Genomic DNA, 25,367 nt, shown 5'->3' with positions numbered 1-25,367 from the left:
TATTTTTTTTTTTTGCTATACTGAACGCATGAACAAGAAATTGATTACTTTAAATTATGCGGAATTGGCATTATGTGCCGTTTTTACCTGTTTTCATATTTCCGTGCAAGCCGATATTTCGCTTGCAGCTTTTTTTGTGTGTGCTCTTTTTACATTTTTTTTAGCGCGGGAAAGCAGCCTTGCTTTAGCTTTGTTTCACCGTAAATTACAAGTAAAACATATTCCCGTTTTGTATAAACTCTATCAATACGTTCCCTTTGTTTTGCTTGCCGGCTTTATTTTGCGCCGGTCAGGTTCATACACGGTTCCCCATTGGTATAATATTGTGTGCGTGTTGTTGTGGCTTGCAGCAACGGTTGTTTCTTTATGCGCTGCATATTATTTGAATCCGAAACGCGCTGCAAATAAAAATCCGGTTTTACTGGATTTGCAAAAGCAGGATGTAAAACATGAAGGCGGAGCGCCGGTTAAACGCTGCGGTTTGTGTAAAATACTGTTTGAAATGCTCGATTGGGCGGATGCCATTGTGCAAGCGGTGTGTACGGTTGTTTTAATAAATATTTTTATTTTTCAGCTTTATATTATTCCGTCGGAATCGATGGTGAGCGAATTTTTAATCGGAGACCGCGTTATCGGTTTTAAAACGCTTTCGGCTCCGCGCTTTCCTATTTCGGATGCCGGTTTACCGCCCTTGAGGTCTTATAAACGCGGCGATATCGTTATTTTCCGAAATCCGCACTACGAACAAAACAATAAAGCCGAAGTAAAATCTTTTATATCGCAATTGATATTGATGTTTACGCTGACAAAGGTGAATTTGAATGTTGATGAAACCGGAGCAGTAAAAGCCGACCCTTTGGTAAAACGTGTTACCGGCATGCCCGGAGAACAACTCGTTATGCAAGACGGTGTGCTGTACAGCCGCACAAAAGAGCAAACCGAATTCCAAGTTGTTACGGACGATCAGCTATGGGCGGAATGGAACGTCGCAGGGCTTCCGGAAAAAATAAAACAAAAAATTATAACTGTTCCGTTAAGCCAAGAAGAATATAATTTTATGCTCGAAACGGAGCAAAACAGACGCAATATAAATTATGCGGATGCTTTGGAAGAAGCGCGCTCGTTGTCCCGCCGGTTTGCGGTGCAAAAAAAACGTTTTACCGCAAAAATGTCGTCGCAAGCTTCCGCTGCTGCAGCGCTTGCAGCAAAAAATACCGCTTCGGATGTGCTTTCATCACTTGTTCCGCAAACTATGCTGCATGTGTACACGTTTTTTTCGCAAAGCGATACCATTATTCGGAAACTGCTCGTTACAAACGGCGGGGAAGTATGGTTTGAGCATTTTGTAACCGATTGGGCACAAGCTGTTGAGGATGCTGCCGAAAAAAAAGGCTCCGCCGATATTTCCGTCTCTTTTTTGGTCGGCGGCGATATCTATGCCGATGCTATGTTCCGTCAAAACCTTGCATTAAAGTTGGCTTTTGCACGCCTTGCCGTGCGCACGACAGAGCTTTTAAATGAAGGCGTTTCCGCGACGGAACAAAACCGCGACAGTGAACGTTTACGTTATGTTCTTGAAGTGCAAGGTTTAATTTTTTATCTTCTTTCCATTAATGATATGCGCAATATGCCGGTTTTTCCTGCAAACGCCGCCGACGGAACTGCAGAATATATTCCTGCCGGCAATTATTTTATGATGGGAGATAACCGTTTTAATTCGCTGGATATGCGCCATTCGTACCAAAAAAAGCGTGTACCGGTTACCGCCTTTGACACATGGACTTTATATTACGATTCGAATATGGAACCGCAGTATGTTCCGCAAAAAAATATTTTGGGAACTCCGGTATTGCGTTTTTTTCCGCCGAACCGTTTCGGTGTTCCCGGGTTAACCGCACAAAAGTCGTCGATGTGAACTTGATGTAAAATCATATAATTGCTGTTATAACGCCGGCGAAAAAAAGGGTATTGAAAACTCCTTTGTTTTCAATACCCTTTAGTAATGGAAAACTTCCGACAAACTTCAGTTTTTAGAAGACTCCGGCTGGATACAGCCGTTTATTCTTCGTCTATTTTACCTTCCTGTACGCCGGATGTTTTAAGTTTTTCTTTTAAACCGCTTCCTGATTTTACTTTGAACCGAGCGGTACAGTTTTGGAACGCTCGGGCGCCGATTGTGGAAAGAACGGTACAATTGCGAAGATCGATTTCCGTTATGCTTTTACAATTGTCAAAGGCAAATGCACCGATTTCCGTAAGGCTTGCCGGAAAAACCAATGTTCCCGTTATGTTTTCACATTGATTAAAAGCGTAGTCTACAATTTTTTCCAGATTTGTACTTTCGGAAAAGTCTACCGTTTGCAGCTTTTTACACGTATCAAAAGCGGATTCTCCGATTTCGATAAGCTTTTTTGAGAATTTTACTTCGGTTAACGCTTGGTTGTTGATAAAAGCGTTCATTTCGATGTGAGTAAGGTTTTCGGGCATTGCAACGGCTTTCGTAACGGCTGGTGCGCCGAAAAGCAGCTTTGTTTTTTCTTTATTGTAGACGATATCGTTTTCGGCACATAACGCGGAGTTTGCCGGATCTATGGAAAGATGCGCAAGTTTTGTACAGCCGGTAAAAATATTTCCGACACTGGTAAGGCTTGCAGGCAGTTTTGCATGCGTTAAAGCGGTACATTGATTAAATGCCTTTTGGTCTATTTTGGTGAGCTTTGTGCAGGCAGTAAAATCGATTTCTGTTATATTTTTGCATTTTAAAAATGCGCTTTTTCCGATTTTCGTAAGATTTGCAGGAAAACTCACTTTTCCCGTTATATTTTCGCAACCGTCAAAAGCGCTGTCTCCGATTCTTGTAACACTTGCGGGTAAGTTCAATTGTCCTTCTATATTTGCGCAGCCGCGGAACGCGTTGTCTTCAATCAAGTCAAGCTTTGTGCTTTTGGAAAAATCCAGCGTTTTTAAACCCGTGCAGCCGTTAAAGGCTCTGTCTTCAAGCCTTTTAAGGCTTTGGGGAAAGTGCAGTTCCCGTATACCTGTACAAGCGTTAAAAGCTTCCGCGTCTATTCTTTCAAGGGTTGAAGAAAAGCGTACTTCCGATATGCCGGCACAACCAGAAAAAGCTTCCGGACCGATTACGGTAATACCTTCGGGTACGGTTAAAACGCCCGAGGGCTGAGCGCCTTTATAGCCTTTAAGCGTGCTGCCTTTAATTTTTAAACCGGGGTCTCCGCCTTTTTTTTCACAATTGATTTGTGTTCCGCCCATACCGTAAATAGTAATGAGAGCGGTAAAGGGGTCTTCGTTTGTATCGATGAGTACATCGACATCCGCTTTGCCCGGAGCGGGCGTTACATCATCTTTGTAACAGGTAATGAGCCATTTTTCGTCCGCTTTTTTTTCAAAGGTGATATTGGTATACTTTTTCGGCATTACCGAATTTTGAAAATCGGCAAGCGTTGCGCTCAATACCAACGCTACCGGCTGTCCGTTAAATTTTCCTTCATATTTACCGTATATGAGTGCTTTCGGATCGGGTGTTGACGGCGGTGTCGGCGTTGATGGTACCGCCGGTGTTTCAGGGGATTGCGCAATATTGTTACACGCACTAAAAGTAAGTGCTCCGACAAACAGTACCGTACACATACATACATACATACATACGTGCAAAATCTTTTTGTTCATAAAACCTCCGTTATAGTTAACTATAACTAATAAAATTAGTAGATACTAACTTTAAACTCAGGTTTTGTCAATAAGCTTCGTTTTTTTGTATTTTTTCGGCAGCGTTTTTAAGCGCTTCTTTTGAAGGAAGCCACATGTATTTGTTGCGCAATGTTTCAATCCCGGCGGGAATGCCGTATGTTTCAAAAGCTTGTAAAACATCTTTTTTTAAAAAAGCGCTGTCTACAGCTATATCGGTACTTTCGCCGTTAATCGCTGTTATCAGCCAGCGGTTTTTAAAAAAGGTAAGCGTAAGAGTGTCCGTATATGCTGTGACTTGATACTGTTCGGGTGCACTGTTCGTTACAATAAAAAACTGCGCTTTTATGTGTGCTTCGGTTGGCGAAACGTCCAGTTCTTCTATAAAAAGCTGCGTTAAACCGAACACCCAAAAACGGAACGGATTGGAAACATTCAGCCACTGTTCCGGTGTTAAAAAAGACGGTATGTTTTCGTATGCTTGGCGCATTTTTCCTGTAACGAAAAGAGCTGCGGCCATATTCGAATACGCTTTAGTTGCGCCGCGTTTACCGCAACTGTCCAGCGTAAGCGTGTCTAAAGTATGCAGCGCCGTATAAAAGGTGTGCACCACTTCTGCCGGGTTCATACCTTTGGTGGTCGGTCGCTCTTTGTGTGCTTTAACGATACCGGCTGCGCTAAACGCGGCAATCAGAATTACTAGCGCTGCAACTGTAAGTATACCGCTTTTTTTGCGCAAAAATCGGCTGTGTTTTACACTTTTTTGCTGTTTTGTATAAAAAACGGCGCGTTCCGTTTGCAGTTTTTCTTTGTGCTCATAAAAGGCTTGGGGAAAGTCATTTTTATATGCATGCACTGCGTCAAACGTGCACTGTAATTCATCTGCGCTTAAAAAAGAACTGTGAAGTGTATCGGCTGTTTTTGCGTAAGCGCCGCCTTTTTTGCCTTTGAGTGTGTGAACGCTTGCGGCAAGGTTGTCGTCGACGGCACGGATAGTACGGCGGACGGCATTCAGCGTAATTTCGTTTTGAGTACCGTTTGTGCCGTCTTCCGGTACGGGGACAAAAAACCGAAGCGGTACAAAAGCAAGGTCGCGGCAATCTTCGTTTCGCGTTTCATCGTTTGTGTTTGCAAAGGGAATTGTTCCGGCTAAAAGCGTATATGCGTATGAGGCTAAGCTGAAATTCCATCCGTCTGTTTTGCCGAGTGCTTTGTTTATCCAACAACCGTATAAAAATGCACGCTCGCGTTCGTTTTTTGAAAGCATGCTGCGTTCACACAGAGACGGCGGTAAAAATAATACGGAACCGTCCGCGCCGTATACAATGCCTGCAGGTCCGCAGTTGACTATATCGGTATTGATAGCCGCTTCTGCTGTATGTCCGGCACAATTGCTTGCTCCGGTTAAACAATACTGCAGCGCATCACACACGGCACACAACGCACGGCACAGTTTTTTTTGCGCCTTTATATCCTCTATATCCGGCTCTTCGGCGTTTGTATCGGTTTTACTGTATTTTGCTTCCGGCATTGTATGCTCGTTAAAGTTCAGCGCAGTTTCGAGTAAGCTTATAAAAGACGTTCCGTTAAAAGCCGGAGCGCATATATGCACCGTTTTACTTTTGCCGTCCAAACGTGTTCCTGTAAAGCGGAATTCTTGCGTGCGCCAACAACGCGTGCCGTTTTCGGTTTCCGGAATGCACAGCACACCCGCTTCGCTCATATATTGGGCTAAACGCGCGTGGGCAAATTCCCGTTCGGTTAAGCCGCTGTCCAATTCCATGCAGTCTTTTTGTATGTATAAAACTTCCGGCATTTTCATACGATATCAGCGTCCTGAAGGTGCATACAAGTATTTAAAATAGTTCATATTTGTGCTAAACGCGGCGTCAAATCCGGGCAGCGTGTTTTTATACGATTCCATACTTTTCCAAAATGCATAGAATTCCGGATCTTTTGCATAAGAGCGTGCATAAATTTGGGCGGCTTGGGCATCGGCTTGTCCCATAATTTCTTCTGCTCTGCGGTATGCTTCGGATTCTATGCTTTTTTTGTCTTTTTCCAAACGTCCCAGCCAATCAGCTTTTTCGCCTTCGCCCCACGAGCGGTATGCTTGGGCAACTTGTTTGCGGTCGGTTACCATGCGGTTGTATACGCTTTCGGTCATTTCATCCGAATATTTTATTTGCCGCGGTACAATGTCTATCAATTCAATGCCGTATTCGCCTACCAATTTGCGCGCTTCTTTTGCCATTTCTATGCTTAACTGCCGGCGCCCTTTGGTTACTTGTTCTACCAATTTATTCGCATTTACCAGTGCGTCGATTTTTGCAATGGAATTGTCCGTTTCTCCGTTTGCGGCTATTCTTCCGGCGTTTATTTTGTCATTTATTTGATTTGACGTGCGCACCACTTCACTGAGGGGATTTTGGGTAATAATCGTGCGGGTTGCCGAATCAATTACATCGCTTAATTTGGTGTATGCGGCGTTTAATGTTTTAAACGATTGATAAAACCGCTTGGGGTCCACTATGCGCCAGCGGCTGGTAGTATCTACGATAATAAATTGATTTTCTTTTGTAGGAATGCGCTGCGCATCTCCATCTAAAGATAAAATCAATTTGGGGTATACGGTTACCGCGTCTATAAACGGCATTTTTACGTATAAGCCGGCATTTGTTTTAGTGTCGATTATTTTTCCGAAACGGGTAATCACAACTTGCGTCCCTTCGTTTACGATGTACAGCGGACCGAGCATTAAAAAGACGGCTATAACGACTGCAGCCGCAATAAAAATCGAGTATAGATTTTTTTGTTTCATTGTTCCGCTCCTTTTTTTTCGGTTAAGTTTTTTATAGGCAGCATATTGGTGATTTTATCGTCGATAAGGACGGCGTTATCGCTTGACCCGAACACTTGTTCCATCGTTTCCAAATATAAGCGCTGTTTGGTTACACCGGGTGCTTTGCGGTATTCTTCGTATACGGCATTAAAGCGTGCAACATCGCCTTTTGCTTGGTTAATGCGTTCAATCGCATAACCTTCGGCAACTTTCAGTTTTTGGTCGGCTTTTCCTTGTGCAAGCGGGATTTCTTTATTATAAGCTTCTTTTCCTTCATTTATGTAGCGTTCGGCATCTTGGTTTGCACGGTTTACATCTTCAAATGCATCTTGAACGCCTACCGGCGGTACAATATTTTGCAAGCGCACGGTTATAATTTTTATACCCAAGCCCAGCTGTTCAAAGTTTTCGTTCATAACGTCTTTTGCCGTTTCTTCGATAGGAGAGCGTTCGGCACTCATAACATCTAAAATGGCGCGGTCTCCTACCAGCGTGTTCACCACGGACTGTGAAATATCACGAATCGTTTGCACGCGCTCTTGCACGTTAAACAACCATGCGGCAGGGTCTACAATGCGGTATTGAATAATCCATTCAACGTCTACAATGTTTAAGTCTCCGGTAAGCATTGTGGATTCGGCAGTTATGCCGTTTTTATATTTGCTTGATTGTCCGGATTTTAAAGTGGTAAAGCCGAACTGTTCGGTTTGTACGACTTCAACCGGCACATTGTAGTTTTTATCTATGCCGAACGGAATTTTAAATTGTAATCCCGGTTCAAAGGTTTTATAGTATTTACCGAAGCGCGTAACAACTGCCCGTTCGGTTCCGTCTACGACATAAAATCCGGTTGCCGCAACAATAAGCACTAAAACGATACATAAAATCGTTAAAATGCTTGCAGAATTCAGTTTTAATTTGCGATTCTTAAACGGTGTTCCCTTGGTATCCATAGCCGCTCCTGTTTGCGCGTATTATATCATTGTTTGTATAAAACGGCTATCAGTTTTGTTTGTGTTTTTCAATCCAATCTTTTATTTGAGGTTTAAGGATTTTTCCTGCGGCAATCCCTAAGCCTAAGTCAATCAATTCAGTTTGAGTATATGTAATGATTTTATTATTCAATTCAAGAAAAATAAGCATTAAATGAATTCCTATTCTTTTATTTCCGTCAACAAAAGGGTGGTTTTCAATTATCGAATAACAAAGTTGAGCTGCTTTATCGGTTATGTCCGAATATAAGTCCTTGTTATCAAAAGTTTGAAAGGGAGATTGCAGTGCCGAATCTAAAAGTTTTTCATCCCTGACGCCGTCGATTCCACCGGTTTTATTAATAAGCGTTTTGTGTATTGCCTTTACTTGCTCCTTTGTAAAGACAATCATTTTGCAAGTTCCTTATACGCTTTTTTGTTTTTACTTATAAGCGTATTTGAAAGTTTAAAGAGTTTTTCGTCTGAAACGTTTTGACTGCTTAAATCAATATTCTCATCAAGCACGGTAATAATTACTTTTCTGCCGTTATATTGTTTAAGTGTATAATCACTTGTTTTGACGGTGTTTTCTTCTATGTACCCGCTTGTTGAAAACATCTAAAGCCTCCGAATATAAAACTTACATACTGCATTATATCATTGTTTGTATAAAACGGCTATCGGCTGTTTTATAAGTTTTTTGCGTTTTCTTGCACAGCGTATTTTTTTTTGTTATACTTATATTATGCCGCATATATACAACAATATTATAGATTTAACCGGACATACGCCGCTTGCAGCTCTCAAACGGATAGGTTTATGCCGCCGTTTTTCGGCGCATGTGTACGCAAAGCTGGAATATGCCAATCCCAGCGGCAGCGTAAAAGACAGAGCCGCTCTTTTTATGCTAAACGAAGCCGAAAAAAGCGGTGCAATCCGCGAAGGAAGCGTTTTAATAGAACCTACCAGCGGCAACACGGGAATAGGGCTTGCCGCTTTTGCAGCCTATAAGGGCTATTCATTGATCTTAACGATGCCTGAAAATATGAGTGTCGAGCGGCAAAAACTTTTAAAAGCCTACGGGGCGCGCATTGTGCTGACGGACGCTGCTTTGGGTATGAACGGCGCAATTCAAAAAGCAAAAGAGCTTGCTTTACAAACGCCGCATTCGTTTATGCCCTCGCAATTTACCAACCCGGCAAATGCGCTTGCTCATTTTGAAACAACCGGTCCCGAGTTGTGGGAAGACAGCGGCGGAAAAATAGATATCTTTGTAGCCGGAGTAGGGACGGGCGGAACGCTCAGCGGAACGGGACGGTATCTAAAGTCAAAGAAAAGTTCACTGCGCGTGTGTGCTGTAGAGCCTGCCTCTTCTCCCGTACTGTCGCAAGGCAAAGCGGGAAAGCACGGTATACAGGGAATAGGAGCGGGCTTTGTGCCGGATACGCTCGATACGGCAGTATACGATGAAGTAATTGCAGTAACCGATGAGCAAGCGGTAAGTGCGGTAAAAGAGCTTGCGCGTACCGAAGGAATTTTTGCGGGTATTTCATCGGGAGCGGCTCTGTATGCAGCTTTTGAGCTTGCACAAAAAGCGGAAAACAAGGACAAATTTATTGTCGTACTGCTTCCCGACGGAGGCGAGCGCTACCTTTCTTGCGAACTTTTTAAGGAGCTGTTTGATGAATAGCACACAAAGCGTTTTCCCCGACAGAAAGGCGGCAGTGCGCACGGTAAAAGCTTTAAAAGCGCTGCTTTTTCCTTTACACTTCGGTCAAGAGCGTGTGCCGATAAGCCGGGTAAAACGCGATTTAACAAAGCAGCTGCAAATTGCGCTTGCCGAAAGCGGACGAGATGCCGAAGCGCAAACGATATGTGCCGATTTTTTTTCTTCGCTTGACAAACTGCGCGATACTTTACTTTTAGACGCAAAAGCCGCGTTTGACGGAGACCCTGCTGCATACAGTATTGATGAAGTGATTTTAACTTATCCGGGTTTTTTTGCCATATACATATACCGGATTGCTCATGAATTGTATAAAAAAAAGGTGCCTTTTATTCCGCGTTTTATGAGCGAATATGCACACGGCAAAACCGGTATCGATATAAACCCCGGAGCCGAAATAGGCGAATATTTTTGTATAGACCACGGAACGGGAATCGTTATCGGAGAAACGGCGGTTATCGGGCGTGCCGTAAAAATGTACCAAGGGGTAACACTCGGTGCGTTGTCTACCGGCGGCGGTCAGCGCCTTAAAAATATCCGCCGTCATCCCTGCGTGGAAGACAACGTAACCATTTATGCCGGCGCAACTATTTTAGGCGGCGATACCAAAATCGGTACAAATTCGGTTATCGGCGGAAACGCTTTTGTAACCGAATCGGTTCCCGCAAACTCAAAAGTGTATATAAATAAATGCGTTAAACCTTTGGCAAAAAATCCGCACGTGCGTGAAGAATTTTGCGAAGAATTTAAAGAGTAAAGTTTTGTTTTGGCACGATCACGGCTTATTTTGCATGGAGTGGGTACACCGGGCGCCGATTCGGTATGCGACGGCGTACAACAAAAGCGCTGCTTACACAAAACTACACAAAACGCTGCGACGGACTTACTACCCACAAAGCACGCAAAACGCCGTTTCCTATGTTTGAAAGCGTATGCGGCGAAGCTGCTGAAAAAGATATACTGTCGCCTTCTTCGAGTGTAAAGATTTCCGATTCGTACTTTAAACAGGCTTTTCCTTCCATAATAAAACCCAATTCCTGCCCCAAATGCCCGTATGAGCCGCGGTGTGTGCGCTCGCCTTGGGGCATGGTAATAATGTAAGATTCTATGGAATGACTGCCGCCGTTTTCCGTATGTTTTGCAAGCTCTTCGTATTTTACGTTTTCTTCTTCTATTTTGCGCCGCTCTCCCGAGCGAACGATTTTTACCGGGCGCTTTCGTCTAAACTCATCAAATAAAAATTCAAGGTTTATTTCCAGCACATCCGCTAATGTAAGCAGCGTATCGATTGCAGGAGAAACTTTATTCCGTTCTATTTGCGACACCAAGCTTTCGCTAACCCCCGCTTTGCTTGCCACAACTTTTAAAGTATACCCTTTGCGCTCCCGAACCGCACGCAGTTTTTCGCCGAAACGGTAAACGTTTTTTTTGGGGTGTTCACATTCCTTCAAACTGTTTCTCCTTATTTGTTTCCAAAATAAAACGCATATAATGGTCTTCAAGTGTATAATGCGGACCTGCAAGGTTTAAGCGCTGGCGTGCCCGGGCGTTGTCTCGTCGTACCGAATAACCTAAATAAAAATTACGCGGATCGAATTCTTCCGTTTCCGGCTTAAAAGCATCGGCAGGGCGTCCTAAAATATGAGCGGCTTCGTCGCTGTTTATTGCGCTGACTTTTTTATCGCTGATATTCTTTTTTACTTTTTGAATTTCTTCATACGAAATACCGAATAAAAATTCTTCCATAGCCAACGCCGCATCTTCATTTCCCATGCGGGAGGAAATAAAATGACACCATTGATCGTCCATAGCCATAGATAAAAGCAGTAATTCGCTTGTGCCGACCATTGTGCCGAATGCCGGGGCAAGGTTTCGCCGTGCATTCCATACCGTGCTTAACACCGGCGCCATTTCAATTACTGTTTCGTCGCTGCGGTGTTCCCACAGCATAATCAATTCCGAAGCTATTTTTTGGCGAATGTCTATGGCGATTGTATCGTTGTCCAAAAGGTTTAGGTATACGTCTTCCGCCATAATCGTAAACAAAACATTTAAACAAGCGCGGCGCAGTTTGCTTACCAGTTTTTCGGGGAATTCGGACGAAGCGGCAATTTTTTCCATAGCCGAAAAGGTGTGAAATTTGGCAACCGAAAACCCTCGTCCCAAAATAGCTTTTGACGGTAAATGAAGCATGCGGTCACCGTTTCTGCGGATAAGTAAAGATTCTACCAAGGTGTGCATATCGCGCACGCTGCTTCCGTGTTCTTGCGTTTGTTTAAGAGAAGGAAAGTGAGCGATATTTGCGGTCAGTTTTTCCAAATCGGCTAAGCGGTCTTCCAGCACAACCAGCGTTTCAGGAGAAACCGCTTTAAGACGTACAAAAACCGAATTTACCAATTCCTGTTCTTTTGCCGTAAGAACGACAAGGTTGGTTTCCTGTTCGCGCGAATTTTTATTGTTATCGTCAAACTCCTCAACGGATACTTTCGTAAAACCTGATGATGCGGAGATTTTTTCATTTGCAGTCACAATTATATATAGTATACCACACTTTTTAAAAAAAGTCTTATGTAAATGTACAAAGTGTGCAAACAGGTGCCGAAAAAAGAGTTTTTTTTACCGATTTTTACCGATACTTATAGTATGACTACTCGTATTACAAACCGACATTTTGTGCACACCGGGCAAAACAGGATAAAAGCGCTTTGTTTTTTTTCTTTGCTGTGCGCTTTTTTAACTGTGCCTGCAGCAATTTTAAGTGCACAAACGGGAAGTGCAGTTGATTTTTTAACCGTTACTGCCGCCGATATCCGTCTTGAATTGGCGGAAGGCGGCGGTTGGCATTTATATATTCGGCAAAAAAAGGGGATGGCTTCGGTTTTATTGACAGAAACCACAAAAGACCCGAAAGGAAAAGCTGCAAGTTATGCATACCGTACCGCGGTATACAACAGAATTAACGGTGATGAAAAACGTATTTTAAACGGAAAGTTTTTGAAAGCGGAAAATAAATATTACAGCATTGTCGATTCGACCGCACAATCGGACGAACAACTGGGAATGGCGTTCCATTTGTATATACCGGAAAAATTGTTGTACGGATATCCGTGGACGCGAAACGGAACGGTTTCGGTTACAACAGGAACCTTTGTTAATATCAGGGCGTTTCAAAAACCGTATGCGGATTATAGCGGCTTTTATGAAGATAATCCGTTTATGTTTGATTTTATTCCGATTGCCGAAAAACCTGCCGCTGCAAGTGTTGACGGCGCTGCAGAGCCGGTAAAAGAGAGCGCACAACCGGTAAAAACGGACGAAAAAAAAGAAGTGCTTTTAACCGATTCTTACAGTCCTGCTGCAGCCCAAGCGTTTACCGATATTTCCAGCGGTATGATGATTTATTCTCAGGGACCGCAAACCCTTGTGCAGGACGTTATGCAGTCTTTTTGCAAATTGCCGAAAGATAAAAGCGCCGATGTTGTTTTTGCTATAGATGCAACCGGCAGTATGTGGGACGATATAGAGTACTTACAAAAAGAATTGGTTCCCGCATTGGCAGAAGAATTGAGCACAAGAATGCCCGTGCGGCTCGGTTTGCTTTTTTACCGCGATTACACCGACAACTTTAAATACCGCGGACTTCCCGTTCAATTTAACGATTTTACAGCGGACAGTACCGTATTTTTTGAGCGACTTAATACAATGCATATACCGCAGGGCTCTCTTATCGGCGGCGATACGCCCGAAGCGGTATACGAAGCTTTGTATGCGTCTTTGGAATTTTATAATTGGAAAAATGATGCGGTGCGTAAAATTATTTTAATCGGAGATGCCGAGCCGCATCCAAGTCCGCGAGGAGCAAAGGGGATTTCAAAATCGCTCGTTGAAAAAAAAGCCCGCAAAAAAAATATAACCATAGATTGCATTATTACGCCTGCCGGACGGTAAAATAAACTCACGGTTTTAACTCCGGCTAAACTGCGGCACGGATGTGTTAAAACGGAACCGGATAAACATGCGCAAAATGCAGGCGGAACGGCGGAAAACCGCCTATATTGAAATACTTGAGTATACTAAGTATAATAAAATGACGGAGTATAGGAAGTGAAGCAAAGACATATTTTAGTATTTGGCATGCTCATGACGGTATTGAGCGCAGCATTTTTTTTCAGCTGTGAACACCCCGTCGATCAAGTTCAAACGCAAAACAAGGCTGTGCCGCCTCAGGATGTAACACCTCCTGCACCGGTAACAAATTTAACGGCAAGCTATTCTTCCGACAATCAAACAATCACCGTAATATGGCAAAATCCGACTGATGAGGACTTTAAGGAACTGCAGCTTATCTGTAAAAAAGATAACACCGTAGTAAAGCAGGAAACACTGGGAAAAGATAAAGCCGGCTTTACGGTTACGGGTATTCCCGAAGACGGAAGTACGTACACAATTACCGTAAAAGCAAAAGACAATGCCGGAAATGAAAGCAGCCCGGCAGAAGTAACCGTAACAGCACTCGTAACGCCTGAAATAACGGAAGTAAAGCTCGACCGTACCCGCCTTGATACGGCAGTAGCCGACAGAAATATTACGGTAACGATAAAAGGGCAACATTTCCGCAAGCTGACAAAGCTTGTAGTACGGGTTACGGAGAGCAGTCAAACGCAGCAAGAGCAAGAGGCTGCCATCGATGTAACGAATAATACGGCAACAGCAACGCTGCAAGCGCCGATACCTTCCACTCCTCCCCTTACAAAGCATGGAATATACTATAAAGTCAATATTTTTATCGATGGAACCACGCTTGCCGGTAAATGGACGTCGTTTACCGTTACCCCTCCTGCAAAGGTCGACTCTATATACGTTTATCCAAGCAGCATTCCATTCAACTTTACAGAACCGGTAACCGTAACGGTTAAGGGAAGCAACCTTGATCTTCGCGGCGAAACGGAAATTAAACTGTTTGATTCACACGGAAATGAAGTACCCTCGAGTACTGTAACAGTTGAAGCAAACGTAGGAAAGAATATAGAAAAATTTGAAAAAAAAATTACGCCGCCTTTTGCAAGCGGTACATACACGGTAAAAGTATTCTTTAAAGGAATAGCGCAAAGCAAAACTGCGAAACTGAAGCGGTATGAAGCGCCTGAAATTACGAGTGTAACAATACCTAAAGCGGGAACAAGCTACAGCGGGAAAATGCTGCCGGTAACGGTTAGGGGGAAAAATTTTAGCGGACTCAATACGGCTTTTAGCGTAAGCGGCGCCCGTTTTACGGATTTTAAGGTTTGGAGCAATACGGAGGCAACGACGGAAATAGAATGTCCCTCTGTTGCCGGAAATACTGTGATTACGGTACACTGCGGTACTGCAAGCAAAACGGGAATGTTAAGCGTTATAGACTCCAGTGCATATGCGGCAGGAATGATTGTGCTTGCGGATAAAACCCTTACAGCTAAAGAGGCTTACACCGCGATAAATCCGAGCAATCCGCCGGTCGGCATTGTGTTCGATATCTACGGAGTGCCGAAAATACTCGCACTGCATGTAAGCGGGCAAAAGCTCACTTGGGCAAAGAATTTTACCAGCGGCTACACTACATTATTTGAGAAAATTATTTGTACACCCGATAAAACCGGAGATGGAGCTGCCGGAACGGCAACATTTAGAGGAGACACGGACGGCAGCGATAACTGGGACTACGTCAAGTCGATAGATCCTGCCGGAACAGCCGTTGCAGCAAACTATCCTGCGTTTAACTGGGTAAATACATATAACACAACGTATGCTGCTCAGCTTGGCAGTTCAAATCTTATGTGGTATATGCCGAGCATTGCGGAGCTGTGCGAGATATACAAAAACAAAGAAAAAATCGATGCAAGCCTTAAAGCAATACACGATTTGCCGGACGGCAGCATCTATGCGGATACATCCTTCAAATCGGAGTCGTATTGGTCATCGTCACAAGTGCAAAACTACAACAGCGGTAAGGAAGCGTGGAGTGTTTTTTCCCAGACAGGCAGCGTGTCTAAGACTGCAAAGTTCATCGATCTTCTAACGTGTGCTATTGCAGACTTTTAACTTTACTAAACACGCAGTATATAATGCTATGCGTTTTTGATATAACACCGTGCTTTTTTTTCAAACGTTACGAATTGGAATGGTTGGGCAAATTCTCCTATTACAAATAAAAATATTTTAAGGGAACTCTAATGAAAGATATTTTAGTTGTAATCGATATGCAAAATGATTTTATAACCGGAAGTTTGGGAACGAAAGAAGCGCAATTGATTGTACAAAAAATCGTAAAAAAAATTAAAAATTTTAAAGGTGACGTTTTTTATACGCAGGATACTCATCAACATTCATATTTAAATTCCCAGGAAGGAAAATTTTTACCGGTAATTCATTGTATAAAAAATACGGAAGGCTGGGAACTTGCCGAACCGATTAAAGAGCTTGTGAACGGCAACGTATACGAAAAAAATACATTCGGTTCAGCAGCTCTTGCGGAAAACTTAAAAAAAATGAATAAAAAAGAGCCGATACGCTCTGTAACAATAATCGGTGTATGCACAGATATTTGCGTTATTTCAAATGCTTTGCTTTTTAAAGCCTTTTTACCGGAAACCGGCATTTATGTGGATGCTTCTTGCTGTGCAGGTACGACGCCGGAAAATCATACGAACGCTTTGAATGTTATGAAAACATGTCAGATTATTGTCCAAAACTGAAATTAACAAAAAAAAGGACAGCGCTTTTTGCCGCTGCGGGGTGAACCTTTATTGCCGGTTTTATCCGCGCTGTTTGGAAAAAGACGATCCTGCCGGATTGGAAAACTCGCTTTACTTTTAATCCGTGAAACATATTCAGTGCAATCGATCATCGATAATTTGTTGCATATTGTATGCTTTGAAAACAAATCCCTTGTATCTTATTGACAGCAATGTTAAGATTTTATACTATAACAGTGTTATGTTTGTTATAACTAATTTATAAAAGGAGAAAATCCGTATGAGTGATACACAAAACGCGACGCGGCAAAAGCAAAAGAACAGGCGCAACCCCGCAAAACAGCAAACAGAACGAAACCCTGCAAAACAGCAGGCAGCGCCGCGTGAGGAGCGCAATCCTGCCAAGCAGCAGACTATCAAGCGGCTTTTAAGCTACGCAGGAAAAAGCAGAGGACTGCTGCCTCTATCGCTTATGCTTTCCGGCTTGAGCGCCCTCGTCAGCTTTGTGCCGTACATCATGGTGTTTTTTGTTATGCGCGATGTTATTTCCGCAGTTGCTGCAAAAGAAGCGGTGAATGCTGCTGCCCTTGCGCGTTACGGACTGTGGGCAGTCGGTTCGGCTGCAGCAGGCTTTGTCCTGTATTACGCGGCGCTCATGCTTTCGCACGCGACCGCGTTTACGATTCAGGAAAACCTTTCGATTCGGATGACCGAAACACTTGCCGAACTTCCCATCGGCTGGCATATCACGCATGTGAGCGGCAAGGTGCGCAAGGTGTTTGAAAAAAATGTCAACCAGCTTGAAACGCTGATAGCCCATAACCTGCCGGATACCGCACAGAACATGGTCTCTCCTTTTGCGATACTCGCGCTCATGTTGATATTCGATTGGCGGCTCGGTCTTATTTCTCTGTTACCGCTCGTGCTTGCATTCGTGCTGCAAACGGTTTTGATGCGGATCAGCTCGAACTCGGGCTTTATGCAAAAGTATGAAGATGCGCTTGAGCAAATGAATAATGCCGGTACCGAATATGTACGCGGTATTTCGGTTATAAAAACCTTTAATCAATCCGTTTATTACTTTAAAAACTTCTACACCTCGATTATGAACTATAAAGAGTTTGTACACAAATATTCAAAGTCGTGGGAAAACGGTTATTCGATTTTTCTTGCGCTCATTAAAGCGGGTTTTCTATTCTTGCTGCCTGCTGCGTTGTTGATAGCGGGCAGTGCGACGCTCGATCCTCGCTTTTTTTACAGCTTTGTGTTTTACCTCGCCTTTGCGCCGGTTACCTACACCATGCTGGTAAAAATTATGTACGCAAATTCATTCAATCAGCGCTCAAACGATGCGCTCAACCGTATTGAAGATATTTTGCAAGCGCCGCTGACCAAAGAACCGGAAAAGTCCGTGCTGCCCGAAAAGTACAATATAACGTTTAAGGACGTGGTATTCTCGTATAAAACTGAAACGGCGGGATCTGCGGAAACGGACACAGGGAACAAGGGACGCACCGCAGTGAACGGCATCAGCTTGCACATCCCCGAACATTCGCTTACCGCACTGGTCGGTCCCTCAGGCGGAGGAAAAACCACCCTTGTCAATTTGCTCGGCCGCTTTTGGGAAGTTGATTCAGGAAGCATCAGTATCGGCGGTGTAGATATCCGCGACATTAAAACAAGCGACCTTTTGCACACCGTCGGCTTTGTATTCCAAGAAAATAAGCTCTTTAAAGAAAGCATTTTTGAAAACATTCGCTACGGCAAAAAAGATGCAAGCCGCGAAGAAGTGATGGAAGCGCTCCGCAAAGCCGAGTGCATGGACATTATCGAAAAACTGCCGGCCGGTATCGACACCGTGTACGGCACCAAGGGCACATACGTATCAGGCGGAGAAGCGCAGCGGCTTGCCATTGCCCGCGCCCTGTTGCAAGACGCACCGATTATCGTGCTCGATGAAGCGACCGCCTTTGCCGACGCCGAAAACGAATACAAAATCAAAAAGACATTCGACGTGCTGCTCAAAGACAAAACCGTCATTATGATTGCCCATCGCCTTTCCTCTGTCGTGAACGCCGATAAAATCTGCGTCATCAACGAAGGCAAAATAGCCGAAGAAGGAACGCACAACGAACTGCTCGTGCGGAAGGGCTTGTACGCAAGTATGTGGGACAATTTCCAAAAAGGCATCGAGTGGAAAGTGTGAATCAAGGGAGAAGAAAATGAGTTTAGGAGATAATTTTAGAAAACCTGCGGGCTTTATCGGTAAGCTGATTGTCGCGGGAATGAATTCAGGACATACGCGCATGGCGGAATGGGGCTTTTCGCATTTGGATGGAAAAATTTTAGGCAACGGTCTTGATATCGGATGCGGCGGAGGCGCAAATGTCAAACGATTGCTTGAGCGCGGCTGCGAAAAGGTAACCGGCATTGATTATTCCGATGTCTGTGTTGCGCAATCGACGAAATGCAATAAGGCGTATATCGAACGGGGAACCTGCCGTATACTGCAAGCAAGCGTTTCTTCCATGCCGTTTGAAAACGATTCATTCGATATTGCGACGGCATTCGAAACGGTTTATTTTTGGCCGGAAATAGAAACAGCGTTTAAAGAAGTGTTCCGCGTGCTCAAAAAAGGAGCGCACTTTTTTATCTGCAACGAGGTGGACGGGCTTCATAAAGGCGATGAAAAATGGACGAAAAGAATCAGCGGTATGAAAATCTACACAGGAGAACAGCTGAGTGCACTGCTGACTTCGGCAGGGTTTACCGGTATACAAACCGACTCGCTTTTTGCAAAAAAGTATCTGTGTGTAACGGCACGGGAAGGGTAAATAATTGATAATGGGTAATTGATGAGCGAAAGGGAATCAAAATGGCAAAGAACAGAAAGATAAACGTACAGGGAAATGAAATTACGATTATCGGCGATAAGGGGCACGAATATATCTCTCTGACCGATATGCTGAAAGCAAAAGACGGCGACTTTTTTATATCCGACTGGTTGCGTAATAGAAACACCGTCGAATATCTCGGTATCTGGGAAAGCGTCTATAATCCAGCTTTTAATTATGGCGAATTCGACGTAATTAAAAGTCAAGCAGGTTTGAACAGTTATAGATTGAGTATAAAAGAGTGGGTCGAAAAAACTAATGCAATAGGTTTGAAAGCTGCGGCGGGCAGATATGGCGGCACCTATACAGGAGGTTAAAAATGAATAAAGAGCAGCAAAAAGAGTTTATTTTGAACGGGAACTTGTGGAAGGTTCTCTTTGATTTGTCGTGGCCTGCAGTCATTGCGATGGTTTTAATCGGCATGAACAATATGGTCGATGCGATTTTTATCGGGCGGTTTGTAGAAAACGCTAAGGCGGCGGTTGCGGGCATTTCGCTTGCATACCCGTTAACGATGATTGCGCTGGGCTTAGGCTCTCTCATCGGCGTGGGGGCGGGTTCTCTTTTAAGTATCGTACTCGGTGCAAAGGACGAGGAAACGCAAAAAAAGCTCATCGGCAACGTGCATTATTTGACCGTCGTCATCAGCATAGCCGTAACGGTGCTCGGCGTACTGTTTACCGATAAGCTATTGTACATTATGGGCGGAAGGGGCGATGCCCTTATTCAAGGAACCGCCTATTTGAAAACAACCTTTTACGGCTCATTTTTTTGGATTTACGGCTTGGGTGCAAATATGATTGTGCGTGCCGAAGGTAAGATGAAAACCGCTGCCGTGATTATGGCAATCGGTCTTGTAGTCAATGCGGCGGCAAACTATGTGCTCATCGTGCTTTTGGGTATGGGAGTTACGGGGGCGGCAATCGGCACAAACATCGGTATGGCGGTGTACTCCCTTGCGGGTATTATCTATTTTGCAAGCGGAAAAACCTCGTTTCACTGTAAAGCCTTTTCGATTAACCGCGACGGAAAAATCGTCAAGCAAATTGTTTCGATGGGAATGCCGAGCCTTATTATGAATGTGATGTTCATTATATCGGGTGCCTTTGTATTCAACGCCCTTGAAGCAACCGGCGGAGAAGAGGCGGTGGCTCTTTACGGGGTAGCGTTCCGTTACTTTAACTTTTTGCTCACGCCCATTTACGGTCTTATGCGCGCCTTGCAGCCGGTTACCGGTATCAATTTCGGCGCAGGGCGCAATGATCGGGTGATACAAAGCTTTAAGCGGTTTTGGCTTATCGCAACGGCTCTGATTGTTCCGTTTTGGCTTTTTTTGATGGGTATCCCTGAAGGTGCAATTCATCTTATGCTCAAAGAGATTACCGTTACGCCGGAACATATCCGGTTCTTTAGGGTCTTTGTACTGGTGCTGCCCCTTATGCCTGCGGTCTTTATGGGTATGACCTTTTTTCCGTCCATCAACAAAGGCTCGGTTGCCTCTGTTATTGCAATTTTGCGGCAAGTGCTTTTGTATATTCCGGCAATGCTGATTGTTCCGCGCTTTTTCGGTCTTGCAGGTATTTACTATGCCATCTTTTGTATCGAAATCCTTTGTATTGCGGGAATGCTCGTTATGGTAAAGCGGGAATTCCGTTTGCTGCGTACCGGCGTTACCAAATGGACAGCAAATACAAACGGATAACTACCCGTTCCGGATTACCGGTTACATATCGGCAAACGTCGCATTATTGTATGTACTTTCTCACTAACGTTGCGAACGTGCGTAAAAATTGTTCCTCGGCTTTTGATAAAGCCTGCGAAACAATTTTTTGGAGGTTTTTATGGAACAAACACAATTACAGTCAGGCGGGAAGAACCGCCTTGTGTTAAAGGATTTGGTTAATATCGGTATTTTCTCCGTTATTTATTTTGCAGTGATGTTCATCGTCGGCATGCCGCTCGGCTTTTTGGTGGTAACCTACTTGGCATTTCCCTTTGCGGCAAGCCTGGTTTTAGGTATCGTTGCCTTGTTCTTTTTGGCAAAAACGCCGAAGCCCTTTGCGCTGTTTATTTTTGCAGCCATTCCGGGCTGCCTTATGGCATTGATGGGGAATACGCCGGTAGCGGCAATCCATTCGTTTATTATCGGTGCGCTTGCAGAGCTCGTACGAAAAGCACTCGGCTATAAAACCGTAAAGGGCAGCATTGCAGGTTATGCTGTTATGTCTCTGTGGTTTTGCGGGCCGTTTTGGCAGATTTATATCTTAAAAGAACAATACTATGTCATGGCCGAAAAGATGATGGGAGCCGAAAATGCAACGCAGCTTGTCAGCCTTCCGATATGGATTATGGCGGTACTGTACATAAGTTCTTTTATAGGCGGCCTTTTAGGCGGACTTTTGGGTGCCAAGGTGTTAAAAAAGCATTTTATAAAAGCGGGGCTGGTGTAATTGGAACAACAGGCAAGGCTCGTTCTTGATCCGCGCACCAAGATTTTTTTGGTGCTGTGCATGGGGCTTTCGATTGCGCTTCTCGTTCCGATGTATGTTGAAGCGGTCAATATAGCGCTGTTTGCCTGTTTGTTTCTTTTAAACGGACAGGCAAAAACGGCGGTAAAGCTGCTTCTCTTTTTCGGCGTACTTGCCGCGCTTTCGTATGTTCCGCAGAACACGGGGGCTTTTGCCGGCGTCGTATTGCCGGTGTCGTTTATCGTACGGCGTTTTATGATGCCGATTGTCGCGGGCAAATACCTAATCGATTCCACACCGGTCGGTCTTTTAATGAACGCACTGGAAAAACTAAAACTGCCGCAAAGTTTGGTTATCACGCTTTCGGTGATGTTCCGTTTTTTTCCGACGCTCGGTGAAGAATACCGCTGTATAAAAAATGCGATGAAAATGCGCGGTATCGGTTTGAATGCGATGAACGTTATGAGGCACCCGCTTATGACACTCGAATACGTTATGGTGCCGCTGTTATCGTCGGCCTCGCGTATCGGCGATGAACTTGCGGCGGCAGGACACACCAAGGGTGTAGACGCTTCGGGTAAAAAAGTCCGCTATAAGACAGCCCGCTTCGGTCTTGCCGACATCTTTGTATCGCTGTACATTGCCGCCGGCTTTTGCGCAGTCATCGGCGCGCGGCTGTATGCATGGTAGAGGAGAATAGCCGATATGTTTATGCACGAATACGGAAACACCGGTTTGGAAAAAATACTGGTTTTGCATCCGATGCTGCTGACAGGTGCCTTTTCAGCAAAGTTTTTAGCACCGTTGAGCGAGCGGTACTGCATTATTGCGCCGGACTTATCGGCTCACGGGCAATCGGCTTCGAGCGAGTTTATGTCCGCAAAAGACGAAGCGGCAAAAATTCTTTGCAGCCTAAAAGAAAAAGGATATACGGATATTGCATTGCTTTTCGGCATTTCCTTAGGGGCACGGGTTGCGCTGGAGCTGTTAAAGGATGACGGCATACAGTGGAAATGCATTGTTTTAGACGGTGCGCCGGTATACAAAAATGCCCGCTTTTTGCGCTTCATATATAACGTCGTCTTTTTAAGTAAATGGAAAAAGGCGCGAAAATGCAAGGGGATTGCCCAAAAGAAAATGACCGCATTGTTCGGGGAAGCGGGCGAGGTAATGGGGCATACGTTTGAAAATATGAGTGAAAAAAGCCTGCGGAATATCATATCGGCATGCAGCCGTTTCGATTTTTATCCGTATTCAAAAGATATGCAGCAGCGTATGTATTTTGAGTTCGGCAGTAAAGAAATAGACGCGCGGCAGACAAAAACTATTTTGCGCCGCTATCCTTTTGTACATATCGCGTTGCATAAAGGGTATGGGCATTGTCAGTATATGGCGGCCGAAAAAAAGGCATATCGTGCAATGCTTGAAAAGCGCATAAAGGAAAGTGTATAAGGAATTTTTATGACAACCGACATAAGGCCGGATAATGATATGCCGGCAGATAACCCGCTTACAAGCGACGCTTCGCCTGCGGCGGAAATAAAAAATATCGTTTTTACCTATACGGCGCAAAGCGATGCTGCGGCAATAAACGATGTGTCTTTTCAAGTGCGCAAGGGTGAGTGCCTTTTACTCACCGGCATATCCGGCTGCGGAAAAACCAGCATAGTGCGGACGATAAACGGTTTAATTCCGAACTACTATGAAGGCGTTCTTACCGGCACCGTGGAGATTTGGGGCGAACCGGCTGCGGGAAAACCCATCTACGATATTTCAAAAAAAGTTTCGACGGTGTTTCAAAATCCCAAATCGCAGTTTTTTAACCTCGACACTACATCGGAGATTTTGTTTTTTCTTGAAAACACGGGAACCCCGTTTGAGAAAATGCACGAACGGCTGCGGTTTGTATCGCAGTTTTTGCACATTGAGCACTTGCTTGACCGGAATATTTTTAACCTTTCAGGCGGCGAAAAGCAAATGGTCGCCATTGCCTCCGCCCTCGCGTCCGACACGGATATTATCGTATTTGACGAGCCGACGTCCAACCTCGACATCGGCTATATCGAAAAAATTACCGAAGCCCTGCATCTTTTAAAGAAAGCGGGAAAAACGCTCATCATCAGCGAACATCGCCTGCACTTTTTGCGGGAGCTTGTTGATCGCGTTCTTTTGATAAAGGACGGAAAAATCGAACGGGAATTCAGTCAAAAAGAGTTCACCGCTCTTTCCGAACAAAGCAGAAAAGAGCTTTTGCTCCGCCCCATAACAATGGACTCCCGCGTTTTTGAAAAACCGGACGCTTCCGGCTCCGCGTCAATGCAAACTTTCGGTTTCAATCACACCCCGGAGCCGGCAAAAAGCGAAAGCGGTACGGACTTTGCACATAAGACCGCAGCGGACACGCAAACTGCACAGCTGACAATAGAACGGCTGACATACCGCTTTCCGAAAGGCCGCAGCGACTTTCTCAGCGTGCAAAACGTAACGATGGACTTCGGCAAGGTGATCGCGCTTACCGGAAAAAACGGACAGGGGAAAAGCACCTTTGCGCAATGTCTTACCGGTTTATTGAAAACAAAAAAAGATTCGGTTTTTTTGAACGGAAAAAAAACTAATGCAAAAAAACGGCTTGAACTTTCGTACATGGTTTTGCAGGATGTCGGCTATCAACTTTTTACCGAAAGCGTCGAAGATGAAATCGCCCTCGGCAAAAACAAAAAAATAAGCGCCGAACAAAAAGCGCAGCGTGCGGACACGGCGGGCGGCACTCCTACCGCCGAAGCGGTTTTAAAAGCAATGCATTTAACGGAACTCAAAGACAAGCACCCGCTCAGCTTGTCCGGCGGACAAAAACAGCGCGTGTCGATCGGAGCCGCCGTCAGCTCAGGCGCCCGCATTATTATTATGGACGAACCGACTTCGGGCATGGATTATTTCCACATGAAAGAGACCGCTGCGCTCATTAACGCGTACCGCGCTTCCGACCGGTTAATCCTCATCATCAGCCACGACTTTGAATTTCTAACGCTGGTTGCCGACGAATTGCTTTTAATGGAAAAAGGAACGATCGCTTCGCAATCCGCCTTTACCGCAGCGCAGGCGGAAAAGGTGTTTGAACAACTGCGAGTGGATGAAGGGAGGGGGTATAGGGGGGATGGATGCCTCTTCCTCCGAGCGAGGCAATCGGAGCGTCCTTGCGGATTGGGACAATTCAATCCGAAACAAAATAATCTCTAAAAGGAGTATATTTTATGGAACAAACACAATTACAGTCAGGCGGGAAGAACCGCCTTGGTGTTAAAGGATTTGGTTAATATCGGTATTTTTGCCGTTATTTATTTTGTCGGTATGTTCATCGTCGGTATGCCGCTCGGCTTTATGATGATTACTTATATGATGTTTCCGTTTTTAACGGCTTTGGTTTTAGGAATTGTCGTACAATTTTTTTTAGCGAAAACACAAAAGCCATTTGCTCTTTTTATCTTTACTGTACTTCCGGGAATTGCAATGACTCTTATAGAAACTCCCGTAACCGTCATCCATGCACTTATTATCGGACTTATTGCTGAATATATACGAAAAATAATAGGATACAATACTGCTAAAGGAAATATTGTAAGTTATGCAGCTATGTCCTTGTGGCTAGTCGGCCCCTTTTGGCAGCTTTTTATTCTAAAAGAACAATACTATGCTTTGACCTTGGAAACACAAGGTGCAGAATATGCTGAAAAACTTTTCAGTATACCCATCTGGATTATGCCCATTCTCTATGTTACAGCGTTTGCAGGCGGCATACTTGGCGGTCTTTTGGGCGCAAAGGTGTTAAAAAAGCATTTTGCAAAAGCAGGGCTGGTGTAATGGGTTTGAAAACTGTACATCCGTGTACGGCGAAAGCGTAAAGATACCGCTTCCTTCGAGTGAGGGAACTTACTTCCTTCGAGCGGAGGGAAATACCTCAAAGCGGTATATCGGAATGTCTTACGGATTGAGACAAGTCAATCCGAAACAAAATAATCTCTAAAAGGAGTAT

Annotated in this window: 23 protein-coding genes; 15 read left to right on the top strand and 8 right to left on the bottom strand. The window is 44.4% G+C overall.

Annotated elements, in window-relative coordinates; all coding sequences use genetic code 11:
• Positions 1 to 28: 28 nt before the first annotated feature.
• Positions 29 to 1,915: a signal peptidase I gene (gene lepB / locus HMPREF9193_RS06685; RefSeq protein ID WP_021687332.1), complete on the top strand. Its 1,887-nt coding sequence runs from the start codon at positions 29 to 31 to the stop codon at positions 1,913 to 1,915.
• Positions 1,916 to 2,058: 143 nt separating this feature from the next.
• On the opposite strand, the gene HMPREF9193_RS06680 is transcribed toward lepB, so the two are convergent.
• From HMPREF9193_RS06680 to HMPREF9193_RS06655, 6 genes are all read right to left on the bottom strand, one after another.
• Positions 2,059 to 3,687 carry a leucine-rich repeat domain-containing protein gene (locus tag HMPREF9193_RS06680; protein ID WP_040847834.1) on the bottom strand — a complete coding sequence of 543 codons (1,629 nt, stop codon included), beginning with the start codon at positions 3,685 to 3,687 and terminating at the stop codon, positions 2,059 to 2,061.
• Positions 3,688 to 3,754: 67 nt separating this feature from the next.
• Positions 3,755 to 5,527 (bottom strand): hypothetical protein, encoded by a 1,773-nt coding sequence (locus tag HMPREF9193_RS06675; RefSeq protein WP_021687330.1) that lies wholly within the window; start codon positions 5,525 to 5,527, stop codon positions 3,755 to 3,757.
• A gap of 6 nt (positions 5,528 to 5,533) precedes the next feature.
• A complete protein-coding gene (hflC, locus tag HMPREF9193_RS06670) occupies positions 5,534 to 6,526 on the bottom strand; it encodes a protease modulator HflC (protein ID WP_021687329.1) in 993 nt (330 codons plus the stop codon).
• Positions 6,523 to 7,500, bottom strand: coding sequence for an FtsH protease activity modulator HflK (gene hflK, locus HMPREF9193_RS06665; RefSeq protein WP_021687328.1), 978 nt, complete (start codon positions 7,498 to 7,500; stop codon positions 6,523 to 6,525). The genes hflC and hflK overlap by 4 nt, the downstream gene beginning before the upstream one ends.
• Before the next feature lie 49 nt (positions 7,501 to 7,549).
• Positions 7,550 to 7,930 carry a type II toxin-antitoxin system death-on-curing family toxin gene (locus HMPREF9193_RS06660; protein WP_021687327.1) on the bottom strand — a complete coding sequence of 127 codons (381 nt, stop codon included), beginning with the start codon at positions 7,928 to 7,930 and terminating at the stop codon, positions 7,550 to 7,552.
• Positions 7,927 to 8,136: a hypothetical protein gene (locus HMPREF9193_RS06655; protein WP_021687326.1), complete on the bottom strand. Its 210-nt coding sequence runs from the start codon at positions 8,134 to 8,136 to the stop codon at positions 7,927 to 7,929. The genes HMPREF9193_RS06660 and HMPREF9193_RS06655 overlap by 4 nt, the downstream gene beginning before the upstream one ends.
• 127 nt (positions 8,137 to 8,263) lie before the next feature.
• On the opposite strand from HMPREF9193_RS06655, the gene cysK reads away from it, so the two are divergent.
• Entirely contained in the window at positions 8,264 to 9,208 is a 945-nt protein-coding gene (gene cysK, locus HMPREF9193_RS06650) for a cysteine synthase A (protein ID WP_021687325.1), read from the top strand.
• Entirely contained in the window at positions 9,201 to 10,001 is an 801-nt protein-coding gene (gene epsC / locus HMPREF9193_RS06645; RefSeq protein ID WP_021687324.1) for a serine O-acetyltransferase EpsC, read from the top strand. Before cysK ends, epsC begins: the two co-directional genes overlap by 8 nt.
• Before the next feature lie 103 nt (positions 10,002 to 10,104).
• Here the strand turns inward: epsC and HMPREF9193_RS06640 are convergent, their stop codons facing one another.
• Positions 10,105 to 10,695: a helix-turn-helix domain-containing protein gene (locus tag HMPREF9193_RS06640; protein ID WP_021687323.1), complete on the bottom strand. Its 591-nt coding sequence runs from the start codon at positions 10,693 to 10,695 to the stop codon at positions 10,105 to 10,107.
• Positions 10,682 to 11,773, bottom strand: a complete 1,092-nt coding sequence (locus tag HMPREF9193_RS06635; protein WP_021687322.1) for a hypothetical protein — start codon at positions 11,771 to 11,773, stop codon at positions 10,682 to 10,684. The genes HMPREF9193_RS06640 and HMPREF9193_RS06635 overlap by 14 nt, the downstream gene beginning before the upstream one ends.
• 114 nt (positions 11,774 to 11,887) lie before the next feature.
• Between HMPREF9193_RS06635 and HMPREF9193_RS06630 the strand changes: the two genes are divergently transcribed.
• From HMPREF9193_RS06630 to HMPREF9193_RS06575, 12 genes are all read left to right on the top strand, one after another.
• Positions 11,888 to 13,192, top strand: a complete 1,305-nt coding sequence (locus HMPREF9193_RS06630) for a vWA domain-containing protein (RefSeq protein ID WP_156882473.1) — start codon at positions 11,888 to 11,890, stop codon at positions 13,190 to 13,192.
• A gap of 156 nt (positions 13,193 to 13,348) precedes the next feature.
• Positions 13,349 to 15,322 carry a fibronectin type III domain-containing protein gene (locus HMPREF9193_RS06625; RefSeq protein ID WP_156882472.1) on the top strand — a complete coding sequence of 658 codons (1,974 nt, stop codon included), beginning with the start codon at positions 13,349 to 13,351 and terminating at the stop codon, positions 15,320 to 15,322.
• 131 nt (positions 15,323 to 15,453) lie between these two features.
• The gene (locus HMPREF9193_RS06620) at positions 15,454 to 15,975 is read left to right on the top strand and encodes a cysteine hydrolase family protein (protein WP_021687319.1); all 522 of its coding nucleotides are present in this window, start codon (positions 15,454 to 15,456) and stop codon (positions 15,973 to 15,975) included.
• A 280-nt stretch (positions 15,976 to 16,255) separates the two neighbouring features.
• A complete protein-coding gene (locus tag HMPREF9193_RS06615) occupies positions 16,256 to 18,181 on the top strand; it encodes an ABC transporter ATP-binding protein (protein WP_021687317.1) in 1,926 nt (641 codons plus the stop codon).
• Positions 18,182 to 18,197: 16 nt separating this feature from the next.
• Positions 18,198 to 18,809 carry a class I SAM-dependent methyltransferase gene (locus HMPREF9193_RS06610; protein WP_021687316.1) on the top strand — a complete coding sequence of 204 codons (612 nt, stop codon included), beginning with the start codon at positions 18,198 to 18,200 and terminating at the stop codon, positions 18,807 to 18,809.
• Between the two features lie 41 nt (positions 18,810 to 18,850).
• The gene (locus HMPREF9193_RS06605) at positions 18,851 to 19,186 is read left to right on the top strand and encodes a KilA-N domain-containing protein (RefSeq protein ID WP_021687315.1); all 336 of its coding nucleotides are present in this window, start codon (positions 18,851 to 18,853) and stop codon (positions 19,184 to 19,186) included.
• 2 nt (positions 19,187 to 19,188) lie between these two features.
• Positions 19,189 to 20,571 (top strand): MATE family efflux transporter, encoded by a 1,383-nt coding sequence (locus tag HMPREF9193_RS06600; RefSeq protein WP_021687314.1) that lies wholly within the window; start codon positions 19,189 to 19,191, stop codon positions 20,569 to 20,571.
• Positions 20,572 to 20,710: 139 nt separating this feature from the next.
• Positions 20,711 to 21,319 (top strand): MptD family putative ECF transporter S component, encoded by a 609-nt coding sequence (locus tag HMPREF9193_RS06595; RefSeq protein ID WP_021687313.1) that lies wholly within the window; start codon positions 20,711 to 20,713, stop codon positions 21,317 to 21,319.
• The gene (locus HMPREF9193_RS06590) at positions 21,320 to 22,027 is read left to right on the top strand and encodes an energy-coupling factor transporter transmembrane component T (RefSeq protein ID WP_021687312.1); all 708 of its coding nucleotides are present in this window, start codon (positions 21,320 to 21,322) and stop codon (positions 22,025 to 22,027) included.
• A gap of 15 nt (positions 22,028 to 22,042) precedes the next feature.
• Complete coding sequence (locus HMPREF9193_RS06585; RefSeq protein ID WP_021687311.1) at positions 22,043 to 22,789, top strand: alpha/beta fold hydrolase; 747 nt, start codon at positions 22,043 to 22,045, stop codon at positions 22,787 to 22,789.
• 9 nt (positions 22,790 to 22,798) lie between these two features.
• Positions 22,799 to 24,574 carry an ABC transporter ATP-binding protein gene (locus HMPREF9193_RS06580; RefSeq protein WP_021687310.1) on the top strand — a complete coding sequence of 592 codons (1,776 nt, stop codon included), beginning with the start codon at positions 22,799 to 22,801 and terminating at the stop codon, positions 24,572 to 24,574.
• Between the two features lie 57 nt (positions 24,575 to 24,631).
• Positions 24,632 to 25,195: an MptD family putative ECF transporter S component gene (locus HMPREF9193_RS06575; RefSeq protein ID WP_021687309.1), complete on the top strand. Its 564-nt coding sequence runs from the start codon at positions 24,632 to 24,634 to the stop codon at positions 25,193 to 25,195.
• Positions 25,196 to 25,367: the final 172 nt, after the last annotated feature.

This window comes from Treponema lecithinolyticum ATCC 700332, assembly GCA_000468055.1.
GTDB classification, from domain to species: Bacteria; Spirochaetota; Spirochaetia; order Treponematales; family Treponemataceae; genus Treponema_C; species Treponema_C lecithinolyticum.
The sequence above is the reverse complement of the archived record's forward strand: the minus strand, read 5'-3'. Positions and strand labels throughout refer to the sequence as shown.